Here is a 12,520-nt window from a genome sequence, read left to right as displayed (position 1 = left end):
GTAACCACCGCCACGCGTTTTTACAATAACATGGCGGTGACAATTGCGCAGAATTACGCCGTACCGCCCACCGTCATGCTGTCCAGTTTCAGCGTCGACTGCTCAACGCCAACGGGTAGGCTTTGGCCCTCTTTGCCACACACGCCAACGCCTTTATCCAATGCCAAATCGTTACCCACCATGGATATCTGCTGCATGGCTTCGATACCCGAGCCAATCAGGGTTGCCCCTTTAACCGGCGTTGTGACTTTACCATTTTCAATCAGATAGGCTTCGGAGGTTGAGAACACGAACTTGCCGGAGGTGATATCCACTTGGCCACCGCCAAAGTTAGGCGCATATAAACCGTATTCCACGCTGGAAATAATCTCTTCCGGCGTCGATTTACCCGCCAACATGTAAGTATTGGTCATGCGTGGCATCGGCAAATGGGCATAAGATTCGCGGCGACCATTACCGGTCGGCGCCACCCCCATCAAACGCGCGTTGAGCTTGTCTTGAATGTAACCTTTCAGCACACCGTTCTCAATCAGCACGTTGTATTGCCCGGCCACGCCTTCGTCATCCATCGCCAGCGAACCGCGGCGTCCTTCCAGCGTACCATCATCCACCACAGTACACAGTTCAGAGGCAACCAGATTGCCCATCTGCCCGCTGAACACCGACGTGCCACGGCGGTTAAAATCCCCTTCCAGTCCGTGTCCGACAGCTTCATGCAGCAGCACACCCGGCCAGCCCGCGCCCAGTACCACCGGCATCGTGCCCGCAGGCGCAGCAACAGCGGAAAGGTTGACCAGCGCCATACGCACCGCTTCTTTCGCCCAGGCCTCCACCCGCGCTTCTCCGTCCACCACTTGCCAGAAGTAGTCGTAACCTACGCGCGCGCCACCGCCGCTGGCGCCGCGTTCACGTTTACCATCCTGCTCAACCAGCACGCTGATCGACAGGCGCACCAACGGACGTACATCAGCTGCCAGCGTGCCGTCGGTTGCCGCCACCAACACGTGTTCATAGACACCGGTCAGGCTGACGCTCACTTCCTGCACGCGGGCATCGGCCGTGCGCGCCACACTGTCTGCGCGTTGCAGCAGTGACAGTTTCTCTTCACGGCTCAGGCTGTCCAGCGGATTGAGCTGCGGATACAGCGCACGATGAGCGTTTTCCCTCAGCGTGCGAACGCGGCCAGTGCCCTGCTCGCGCACGATGCTACGCGCTGCCTGGGCGCTTTGGTGCAGCGCATTGAGCGTGATTTGGTCTGCATAGGCAAACCCGGTTTTTTCCCCGCTTACCGCGCGAATACCGACCCCTTGATCGATATTGTAAGAGCCATCTTTAATGATGCGGTCTTCCAACACCCAGGATTCATGGTAACTGGATTGAAAATAGAGATCGGCATAATCCAGGCGACGTTCATTCAATACCTCTAACACCGAGAACAGGTCTTGCTGGCTCAAGTTGTTAGCAGTGAGTAACTGTTCACTGACAAACGAAAGACTCATATTTTTTCCACTTTAGTTCACATGAAACCAATGAATAAACGGCACGGGGCCATCACTATGCTGGCGTATTAACACCGCTCCTGCACCGCATTTTTTTGCGGCTCGCGCAGGACTTCCTTAATCGTAGGCTGATCCAGGCTGCCATGAATCTGGTAGCGAATCAGCGAGATTTTGTTCCAGAGCGGTGCCAGCACCTTGCTGGCCGCAAACACGGCAGCACCAATCACCGGGTTGACCACAAAGGCGGTAGCCACACCCACCGTGGCTGATATTTCCGGAGCAATCACCGCTTCCATGGCAATTTGGCGGTTAGCCAGATCGACACTGCCCTTCATGGCGATATCGGCTTCAAATCCGTCTACCAGCAGATCGTCGGTATGCAACACGCCGTCTTTAATCCAGGCCGTGCTACTGATGGAATCAAAATAGAAGCCCTTGCCAAAGGTATCGCTAAAATCAAACTGCAATTTGCGCAGTAACGCATCAAAGCTCACCAGACGCAGCAAGCGTCCCGCTTGACCAGTACCCGCATTGACAATATCGCCCTTGCCAATACGCGTGTGCAAAATACCGCTCAGGCTCGCCAGATGTGGTGCCCACGGCGAACCGTGCCAATAGAGATCATAGTCAACATCAAAGGTTGCTGCGCGCAGCGGCGTATCAATACCAAACCAGTCGGCATTTTGTTCCAGCGTACCGCCCGTCAAACGCCCTTTGAGTACGGTGCGAACGCCTTCGGCATTTTCCTGCCAACTGCCGCTGGCAGTCAGCTTGGCTTTGCCGGTATCGATCACCCCCTCACTGAGCGTCAGCTTATCTTTTTCTGGTTGCAGCGTCGCCGTGATTCGGCCCAGGTTCTGCCCGGCAATCCAGCATTCCCCGCAGGCAAGCTGCAACGCGGGCCAGTCTTCAAAGCGGATGCTGGGGTCATTGAGCGGTGATTTCTTCTCCGCCAGCGCCACGGGGTTGGTTGCTTCATCCCCTTTCCACTGCGGGTTGTAGTAGAGATAGCGAATATCCGCGCGCCACATGCCGTTCTGTGGAACTGTCAAGTTAGCATCAATCTCACGCCCGGTAATGTGAATTTCATTGCCCTGCGGCGTATTGCGGCTATTGAGTACCACGTCATGCCACTGCTGACCGAGCAGTTGCAGCGCGGGCGTACGCAGCGTCACGCTTTCCGGCACATGGAGGTTGCTTTGCGCCCCTTTGCGCAAGGCGGTATCGCCACGCAGGGCAGGCAGTAATCCCAACCAACGCTCCGCATCCAGCGCGGGCAGAGCCAACACCAGTTCAGACTGTTCCGGCAGCGTGGGAGGCGTTTGCTCCCCCTGCTGCCAGATTGCGCGCGCTAACGTCAGCACATCGCCACGCAATAACCACTGGCTGTTAAACTGTGCCGTTTTTCCCAGACTGCCTGAAAGCGTGAACCCTTTGAGATCCCCTTTAGCGGCAATCTTGAGCGGCGCCGTCGTCCCCTGTGCTTTATTGAGCGGTTCAGGTAAGCGAGTGCTTACATTTTTCAGGTCGGCATCGACGCTGACCTCATAGGTCTCAACACCTTTATAGGGCAGATGCACCGTTACATCGCTACGCCAGGTGGCGGTTCCCGACAGTGCGGTTTGCAATGTTTTTGGCAGACCGGGGAACAGCGCGGGTGCCCATTCACCATTCAGACCCACCTTTACCAGAAAGGCTTTTTCCTGCTCTTCGGTGTTGAAACTGAACGTGACGGGCTGCCCTAACCAGTTAGCCGCAATATCATCGCTGTTCAGGGTGCCATTGCGATAATGGAAGCGCCCTTTGAGCTGTTTCAGCGTGCTATTCAGCGGTTTGATATACAGGCTATTGTTACTGAGTTGAATATCTCCACTGGCTTCCACTGCGCCGTGTGCCAGGGGAATATCGAGGTGAAGCGTACCATTGACGTTACCGCCAATTTGCAATTGCTTTAACGCACTCCCCACGCTGTCCTTGAGCGGCGTTTGTTCAAAATAGTGTCCGACATCGGTCCCTTCCCCTTGAAGTTCGCCATCGATCAGCAACTTTTCTTTGCTGTAATCAGGGATGGCGGCAAGAATATTTCTGCCGGCAACATTCCCTAACTGCGTTGATGGCGCGGACATCCACAAGCCGTTGTTGGCAAAATTGAGATCGATATCCAGACGTGGCTGCCCATTCACCGGATGACGGTATTGAAAATCGCCCTGAGCCTGTAGCGCACGTGCCTGTACATTCAGCCCTTTACTCCACACTTCCCAGCCGTCGGCGGCATTGATCCAATCTATAGCACCGTTTGCCTGCTGAATCTCGAACGGTGCCCGGAACTGATTACCGCTGGGCAGTACACTTTGCGGCAATGCAAAGGTGACGCGCCCGCGTTCGACGCTGCCACTCAGCGTGCCAGCCAGCTTTTCGCCGCCCGGCAACCATTCCCACGCTTTCCAGCGCAGATCGCGCCATGCCGCTTGAAAACGACTTTTTTCCGGTTGTTTTAAGGGAATATCAAGGGCCAGTTGTGTCAGAAGCCCTTCCGGTTGCAGCGCCTCCCAGCGCGTTTTAAGCTCGGGCGTCACCGTGGACAGCAGCGGCAACAAATCACGCAAACGTGCCAGGCTCAGTTCACTGGCACGCACCCGCAGCATATCTTGTTGTTCTGCCGACGACGCGGGTATCCAGCTCGCCGCCAGACTCCCTTTCGGCCAAGCAACGCCGTCCGTAGCCAGATTCAAGACAGGCACGGCAACCTGCCAGCCTTCACCTTCCCGCGTGGCATGCAGTGCCAGTTCGTCTACGCTCAGACGATGGATGTTGTCTCCTTCTTTCCAGGCTGCCGAGCCCTGGGCCAAAAAGACATCGTTGGCAACCAGCGCTCCGCTGCGCACCTGCAACCAGGCTGCAAGATTGAAATTGGCGCTATCCAGCCCGGTATTATTTTTTAGCCATCGGCTGATCCAGGGCTTCATATCAATATTGTCAGCCTGTAGGTACACCGTGCCGTCATTCAGATGACCCTGAATAGCCTGCAAATCCATGCGTACCTGCACCACGCCGTGCTGCCCATTGAAACTCGACAGGCTGATTTGCCCTTCGGCACGATGTCGGTTGTTGCGGTTCAACCAGGTCAATTGTGGGATGGCGAGCTCCGCACGATCGCCAGAAGGCGTGAGGAAAGAGAGGCGGCTGTCGCGCAGATCGAAGTGATCGAACTGCTGGAGGAACAGTGTACTGAGACGATCGGTTTCGATCAGGCTACCGTCGGCGCGCTGCCCGGTCAATGTGGCATCCAGCGTCAAGTGCATGCGGTGGAACGTCAGATCGCGAAACTGCCAGCGCGCATGCAGCAATGACTGCCACACATCCAGCGCGAGCGTGATGCGCTCTGCCCGCCAGCGCGCAGCAGGCGACTCGCTCGTCAGGCCATCGATCGAAAGCGTCGGCCCAAAAGAAGCCCAACTGCCAGTAAGGCGTTGCGCGTCAACCGATACGCCCGTCGTCGACGTAACCCACGCCATGATTTGCGGCCGAAAACGATCGAGCTGCGGCATCGCTAATCGTAAACCACTGACGATCAGCGCCACGACAACAACAATCGTAGCACCCGTCATCAGCAATAGGCCGGGCAGTTGCCTCACACTATTCTCCTTGATCTTCGTCGCAGGCGACGCGGGGAAGTTATTCTGTTCAGTTTATCATCGACATGGGGATTACATCATCACCACATCAAACTGTTCCTGGCTGTACAACGGCTCAATCTGCACCTTGACCTGTTTACCGACAAAAATTTCCACTTCTGCCAGGGCGTGGGACTCTTCGCTTTTCAATACCTCAGCCACCGCAGGCGATGCGTACACCAGGAAGCGATCGGTGTCATAGGCATGGTGCACCCGCACAATTTCACGCATGATTTCATAGCAAACTGTCTCGACGCTTTTCACCCTGCCGCGACCATGGCAAGTCGGGCACTGATGACACAGCACATGTTCAATGCTCTCACGAGTGCGCTTACGCGTCATCTCCACTAATCCTAGTTGAGAGAAGCCGTTAATACTGGTTTTAACCCGATCTTTGGCGAGTGCCTGCTCCAGAGAGTGCAGCACCCGACGACGGTGATCCTCATTACTCATGTCGATGAAATCGATAATGATAATACCACCCAGGTTGCGCAGCCGCAGTTGGCGGGCAATGGCCTGCGTCGCTTCGATATTGGTGTTAAAGATGGTCTCATCCAGATTGCGATGACCGACGAAGGCCCCGGTATTGATGTCTATCGTCGTCATCGCCTCGGTTTGATCGATGATTAGATAACCACCGGATTTCAGCTCAACCTTTCTGTCCAGCGAACGCTGAATTTCATTCTCCACGTCATAGAGATCGAAAATCGGCTGGCATCCGGCGTAATGCTCCAGCTTATTGGTGGTTTCCGGAATATAGTCCGTGGTGAACTCCAGCAGCGCGTCATAAGTCAGACGGGAGTCGATGCGGATGCGATCCAACGCCGCACCGGCAAAATCACGCAGGATACGCTGTACCAGCGCCACTTCACCGTACAGCTTACATTTGGCCTGGTTACGTTTTTTTCGCTCGCTGACTTTGGTCCACAGGCGTTTGAGGAACGCGGCGTCTGAAGAAAGTTCATCTTCCCCAATCCCCTCTGCCGCTGTGCGGATAATAAACCCGCCCTGCTCGTCGCAATATTCACTGACGATTTTCTTCAGGCGTTCACGTTCCACTTCACTTTCAATACGCTGTGAAACCCCAACGTGGGCCGCGCAGGGCATGAAAACCAGATAGCGCGATGGCAGCGTAATATCGGTGGTCAGCCGGGCACCTTTGGTACCGAGCGTGTCTTTCACCACCTGCACCATCAAGTCCTGCCCCTGGCGCACCAGTTCAGCAATATCGCGCACGTGGAAGTTTTTCTGTTCTTCCCCGGCCACGCATTCAGTGTGGGGCATGATATCTGACGCGTGCAAAAACGCCGCTTTATCCAACCCGATATCCACGAACGCGGCCTGCATGCCCGGCAATACCCGGCTGACACGGCCTTTATAGATATTGCCCACGATGCCGCGTTTCGCTTCGCGCTCAATATGGATCTCTTGCAGTATTCCGCCGTCAATGTAGGCAACGCGCGTTTCCGACGGCGTCACGTTGACCAGTAACTCAGCTGTCATTTTCTGCTCCTGCCGTTCGTAACGCTATAATCTGATTATACAATTCATGGGTTTCCACCAGCGGCAAACCGACAACCGCGTGGTAACTGCCAGCGATCGCTTTGACGAAACAGCCGCCTTTACCTTGAATGCCGTAGGCTCCCGCTTTATCCATCGGCTCGCCGCTGGCAACGTAGTGGGTAATGTCCTGCGGCGTCAGCGCGCGAAACGTCACGTCGGTCACCACCAGCGCGCTGCACTGGGTGCGACGATCGGCCAACGTGACCGCAGTCATCACCTGATGCTGTCGCCCTGAAAGCATCGATAAGATGTGCGCAGCATGGGCTTCGTCGCGCGGTTTTTCCAGTACCTGCCCTTCCAGCACTACGATGGTATCGGCCCCCAACACTGGCAAATCTTGCGGTGCGGCAGCAACCCCCGCCTGCGCTTTATCCTGCGCTAGACGGTGTACATAGACCTCTGCCGTTTCATGTGTTGCCCGCTGCTCGATAACATCAACACGCAACAGTTCAAAAGGGATATCCAGCAACGTAAGCAGTTCGCGGCGGCGCGGTGAACCCGAGGCCAGATAGAGCGCAGTCATATATCCTCGCTACGTAGTCACTCTACGTATTCTACTGTAGGCGCTCCGGTTAAGGACTACGCCCTTATTGATTATTGTACTGTGAACTGACGGCGAATTTTGCGCATCAACAGGAATAGCCAGGGCCACAACACGCCATCGACCACACAGTTCCACAAATTTTCCGGCCTGAATGACACATTGCTTACCAGGAACTCTGCCCAGAAAACAATCAGATCCATCACCAGCGAAAGCACCATAACGATCAGGGCTTGTTGCCAGAGCGCCATATTGCGGAACAGTTGAAACTTGAAGGCCACCAGATAGGCGACAATGCTGAGTGCTAGCGCACGCACGCCGAGCGTGGACCCTAAAATAAGATCCATCACCATTCCCAGCACAAAGCCGGTACCAACGTTAACCCGATGCGGCAACGCCATTACCCAATAAATCAGAAACAGCGAGAGCCACGATGGCCGGAAATGATAGAACTGATCCGGCCACGGCATGATTTGCAGCACCATGGCGATCAGGAACGATAACCAGATGATCCAGTTGCCGTGACGGCGATAGCGGTTCATTGGCGTCCTCCCTGTGCTGGCGTAGCAGCAGGCGGCGTATTACGTTGAGGTTGTTGACCTTGAGACGCACTGCGCGCAGGGGGGTTTTTCGGTTGTGCGTTGCCCTGCGGCGGCGCGGCGGGTGCTGCGGCAGCAGGCGGTGCCGGCGGGCCCATTTCATTGGGAGAGGGCAGAACCTGCGGCATCATCTGCATCAAGCGTTCGTTGGCGACACGATGCACTTCTTGCGGCGGCAACCCTTTGCCCGACGCGTCGTCAACGCCCCACAGCAACAGCAGATAGCGTAAACGTTGCAGACCGGCAGTAGGATGCGCCTTGATAACGGTGTAGGCGCGTTGCGTATCCACCTTCACTTCGGAGACGACGCCCACCGGATACCCTTCAGGGAAACGACCACCCAGTCCGGATGTCACCAGCACATCACCGACGCGAATATCGGTGTTGTTGGGCAAATGCTCCAGTTGCAAATCGTCAGTGCAGCCATTACCGGCAGCAATCACGCGGATATCATTGCGCAGCACCTGAATCGGCAACGCATGGGAAACATCGCAGATCAGCAACACACGGCTGGTCAACTGACCGACCGCGACAACCTGTCCGACCACCCCTTTATCACTGATAACCGGTTGCCCTTCGTAGACCCCATGCGCTGCCCCTTTATCAATCAACACCTGATCTCTATAGGGGTCTGTGCCTGCGGAAATCACCTGGGTCACCATTTTCTGCTCGTCCTGACGCAGCGGTGACCCCAACAGTTCGCGCAGACGCGCGTTTTCCTGTTTCAGTTGGCCGAGCAGCAGCAGATCGCTGTTACGCAGTTGCAGTTCCTGGCGTAACGCACGGTTTTCCAGCGCCAGCTGATTTTTGGTCGCCAGCGATTCAGAGACATTATCCAATACTTCACGCGGCCCGTTGGCGAGAAAATAGAACGGGCTGACCGCCGTATCCATATAGGTACGGATCTTGAGAAACGTCCCCAAGCGGCTATCGGCGATAATGATCGCCATCGCCGTGAAGACGGCAAGAAAAAGTCGCAATTGCAGGGAAGGTCCCCTGCTAAAAATCGGCTTCATAAAGGTTGCGTATTCCTCAACGCGAATAAAGAACGCCCGACACGCTCGAAACGAAAGCTAACATTCGTGTTATTCACCGCCGTCATGCCCGCAGAAACGCAGGGGCAGAGGGGCGTCGGGCGCAGGGAATTACGCTAATGGCGATACCCGAGAAAACGACTCGCCACATAATAAAAAAAAGGGGCTACCCTACGGGATGAAAAACAACGCTGTTTCCCCATACGGTTCCCCTTCCTTTTATTCGGCACTCTTACTCTTCGCTGAACAGATCACCGCCGTGCATGTCGATCATTTCCAGCGCTTTACCGCCACCGCGAGCCACGCAGGTCAGCGGATCTTCGGCAACCACGACGGGGATGCCGGTCTCTTCCATCAGCAGGCGATCCAGGTTACGCAGCAGTGCGCCACCACCGGTCAACACCATGCCGCGTTCAGAAATATCGGAAGCCAGCTCTGGCGGGCACTGTTCCAGCGCAACCATCACCGCGCTCACGATGCCGGTCAACGGCTCCTGCAACGCTTCCAGAATCTCGTTCGAGTTAAGGGTAAAGCCGCGCGGTACGCCCTCAGCCAGGTTACGACCACGCACTTCGATTTCGCGTACTTCATCGCCCGGATACGCAGAACCAATTTCGTGCTTGATGCGTTCCGCCGTTGCTTCACCGATCAGTGAGCCGTAGTTACGGCGCACATAATTGATGATAGCTTCATCGAAGCGGTCACCACCAATACGCACGGAAGAAGAGTAGACCACACCGTTCAGGGAGATAACCGCCACCTCTGTGGTACCGCCACCGATATCCACCACCATGGAGCCCGTTGCTTCAGAAACCGGCAATCCAGCACCGATAGCCGCCGCCATCGGTTCTTCAATCAGGAACACTTCGCGCGCCCCGGCCCCTTGCGCAGATTCGCGAATGGCACGACGTTCAACCTGAGTAGCACCGACTGGCACACACACCAGTACGCGTGGGCTCGGACGCATAAAGCTGTTGCTGTGCACTTGTTTGATAAAGTGCTGCAACATTTTCTCGGTCACGAAAAAGTCGGCGATAACACCGTCTTTCATCGGGCGGATAGCTGCGATATTACCCGGAGTACGACCAAGCATCTGTTTGGCTTCATGGCCTACGGCAGCGACGCTCTTAGGCGAACCGGCACGATCCTGACGTATAGCGACCACAGACGGCTCATTCAGTACAATGCCCTGCCCTTTAACATAAATCAGGGTATTGGCGGTACCCAGGTCGATGGACAAGTCGTTGGAAAACATGCCACGAAATTTTTTAAACATAACGAAAGGATAATCCTGCAAGCTGGGGGCGAAAAGAAATCCGCCTACTTTACCAACCACACGGTGCAGCGACAAGGCACGACAGCGCTCTGCATCGGTGAAAAATTCCCCTGTGTCATACACATCACGTTCCCCTGAAAAACCGTCGGGGCGATATTTCTTTGTGCGGTAAAGCGAGTTACCGCTTTTTCACGCAGTCGGATGGCATCAACACAGGACACAAAATCTAACATTTTATCGGCCAGTCCATGTAATAAGCGCACACTAACCGATTTATAAACCACGCATTCTACGTCAATTTACCTGCGACATTCACCCTAAACACGATGCCGAGGTGAATATTTTTTCAACTCATCGCTGACAGGGATAGACGCCGCGAAAAAATCGCCCTAGCCACCATAAACACCGCGACTCGATAGCGTATTCCACTCTTCCTGAGTTCTGACGCCTGCGGCAAACACGTTGGCGGAGGTTCCCTTGCAGGCTTCTATAAGGCTTTGTACAAAAAGTTGATTTTCCGTCCTGCGTTCAAAACGGCGCACCAGACCTGGATGCAACTTGATGATTTCCATCTGCAACGTTCTAATATAGGTCGTGCTGACCAAGGTCAGCCCGGCTTGCGTCACCGCCAGCCGACATCCCAATCCCACCAGCGTATTCAGAATAGGACGCAAGCGCTCGATATACTGACACACATCTGACTCAGCAAGTTCAAACAATATGCGTTGACGCTGCTGTTTCGGGCATTACAATAGCACTTCTTGTAACCAACGCCAGAAAGGACGCTGCAACAGCGAATCCACATTGACGGGCATCGCCAGCGTCTCCTGCGGCCAGGAAGCAGACAACGCGATGATTTGTGTCACCAGCAGCCGATCATAATTGGGCGTCAGCCCCAATTGCTGTACCAGCGGCATATATTCGGCGGCCAGCAGAACCTGATCGCCATCGGTGATACGCGGCATGATTTCCCGATGATGCACCACGCCATCGCGCGTCACCGCCGGTTTTTGATACAGATGTGGGCCACCTTTTGCCAGCGTCTGTTCCAGCAATGTGCGCCATTTCACACTGCCGCGCCCCTTGTCTGGCACCTGCCGGTCAAATACGCACCAGCCGTTTCCTCCCCGCAATACCGCATTGCGCGTCGCATCCTCCACACTCTCCATCACCTGCTCAGAACTCTGTCCGCTGGCATAGGCACAGATGCCGATATGCAGTACATCCTCACGATCGATAAGCGGCGTGATCGGCAGAATATCCAGTGCTTTGACTAACTGCGCCACAATAATATCCGCTTCTTTCAGCGAACGGTGTGGCAGCAACACGGCAAAATCACTGTTGAAATAGCGCGCCAGCAGCGCGGAGGGATAACGCATTACAAAGGTCGATAGCATATTGACCAGCGTATTGCGGTACTCACGCAGTTCATTGGCATAGCGATGCGTTTCCTGCAAGGTATCGAAATCCGGCAGGCGAATCATCATTACCACGCCGTGGGTGCCGACATTTTCCGCGTCTTCCAACTGCGTGGTGAGTTGGTTATCGAAAAACAGGCGATTACTAAATCCGGTTTCCGCATCCTGGGCGGCGAATGCGCGGATCAGCGTATCCAGTCGGCTGCGTTCCTCGCGTGCGTCGGCAAGGTCCGACAGCAACTGATCGAACGCACCGCTAGCGCTATCGGGCCATTCGTGCACCGAACCGCGTACCACCGATTCGCGTTCACCGCGCAGAATGCGGTTTGCGCGCGTCTCCAACTGTTCGTACCCTGCCACCTTGCGGCGAAAACGCCGCACGGCAAACACCAGTAGCGCAGGCATGCACGCCATCGCCACCACCATGGCGATAGTGGAGAAAATCCAGCGCGGCGAACCGAAAAAGGGATCAAGATAGGTAAGGTTGACGCGAAAATCGGCGTTTTGCATCAGCGGCAGTTGCATCACATGGTGCACATAATCGCCTTCTGCGCTCATCAGTTCCGGCAGTCGCAGCGAAAATTGCAGGTTGTGATCGAGGTCTCGGATCTCCAGGAGCACAACCCCCGCCGCCTTCATCATTGAGGGCAGCCAAAAGCGTAACCGTTCAGGAGGTTGTACCAACAGCGCCTGATCGATGCTGGTCGCGATAGCATGAAGCTGGTTATCAACCTGCTGTAGATTATCATCAACAATGGTGACTAACCCTATGATAAACAGCAGGGATATGACGACTATCAGCACCATCGTCATCAATGAAGAAAATTTCGTCATTCGCCCATCCCTGCATCCTCTCGCCGCACGAGGTCACACCCCCGTACCGTATTCACCACTGTTGTTAATACTACCTGTTACA

At 55.2% G+C, this 12,520-nt stretch carries 7 protein-coding genes and 1 pseudogene; all 8 read right to left on the bottom strand.

Annotated elements, in window-relative coordinates; genetic code table 11:
• Positions 1 to 53: 53 nt before the first annotated feature.
• Positions 54 to 1,499 (bottom strand): metalloprotease TldD, encoded by a 1,446-nt coding sequence (tldD, locus tag ACWWJF_RS04155; protein WP_455868754.1) that lies wholly within the window; start codon positions 1,497 to 1,499, stop codon positions 54 to 56.
• A 68-nt stretch (positions 1,500 to 1,567) separates the two neighbouring features.
• Positions 1,568 to 5,134: a YhdP family protein gene (locus tag ACWWJF_RS04150; protein ID WP_455868753.1), complete on the bottom strand. Its 3,567-nt coding sequence runs from the start codon at positions 5,132 to 5,134 to the stop codon at positions 1,568 to 1,570.
• 72 nt (positions 5,135 to 5,206) lie between these two features.
• A complete protein-coding gene (gene rng, locus ACWWJF_RS04145) occupies positions 5,207 to 6,676 on the bottom strand; it encodes a ribonuclease G (RefSeq protein WP_455868752.1) in 1,470 nt (489 codons plus the stop codon).
• The gene (locus ACWWJF_RS04140; RefSeq protein WP_455868751.1) at positions 6,666 to 7,259 is read right to left on the bottom strand and encodes a Maf family protein; all 594 of its coding nucleotides are present in this window, start codon (positions 7,257 to 7,259) and stop codon (positions 6,666 to 6,668) included. Before ACWWJF_RS04140 ends, rng begins: the two co-directional genes overlap by 11 nt.
• Before the next feature lie 71 nt (positions 7,260 to 7,330).
• Positions 7,331 to 7,819 (bottom strand): rod shape-determining protein MreD, encoded by a 489-nt coding sequence (gene mreD / locus ACWWJF_RS04135; protein ID WP_196908447.1) that lies wholly within the window; start codon positions 7,817 to 7,819, stop codon positions 7,331 to 7,333.
• Positions 7,816 to 8,892, bottom strand: a complete 1,077-nt coding sequence (mreC, locus tag ACWWJF_RS04130) for a rod shape-determining protein MreC (RefSeq protein WP_455868750.1) — start codon at positions 8,890 to 8,892, stop codon at positions 7,816 to 7,818. The genes mreD and mreC overlap by 4 nt, the downstream gene beginning before the upstream one ends.
• A gap of 250 nt (positions 8,893 to 9,142) precedes the next feature.
• Positions 9,143 to 10,186: a rod shape-determining protein MreB gene (mreB, locus tag ACWWJF_RS04125; protein WP_004385136.1), complete on the bottom strand. Its 1,044-nt coding sequence runs from the start codon at positions 10,184 to 10,186 to the stop codon at positions 9,143 to 9,145.
• Positions 10,187 to 10,503: 317 nt separating this feature from the next.
• Positions 10,504 to 12,438, bottom strand: a pseudogene (gene csrD, locus ACWWJF_RS04120) (RNase E specificity factor CsrD).
• Positions 12,439 to 12,520: the final 82 nt, after the last annotated feature.

Source organism: Symbiopectobacterium sp. Eva_TO (assembly GCF_053848865.1).
Note: the sequence above shows the minus strand (reverse complement) of the source record. Positions and strands in the feature narration are given on the sequence as shown.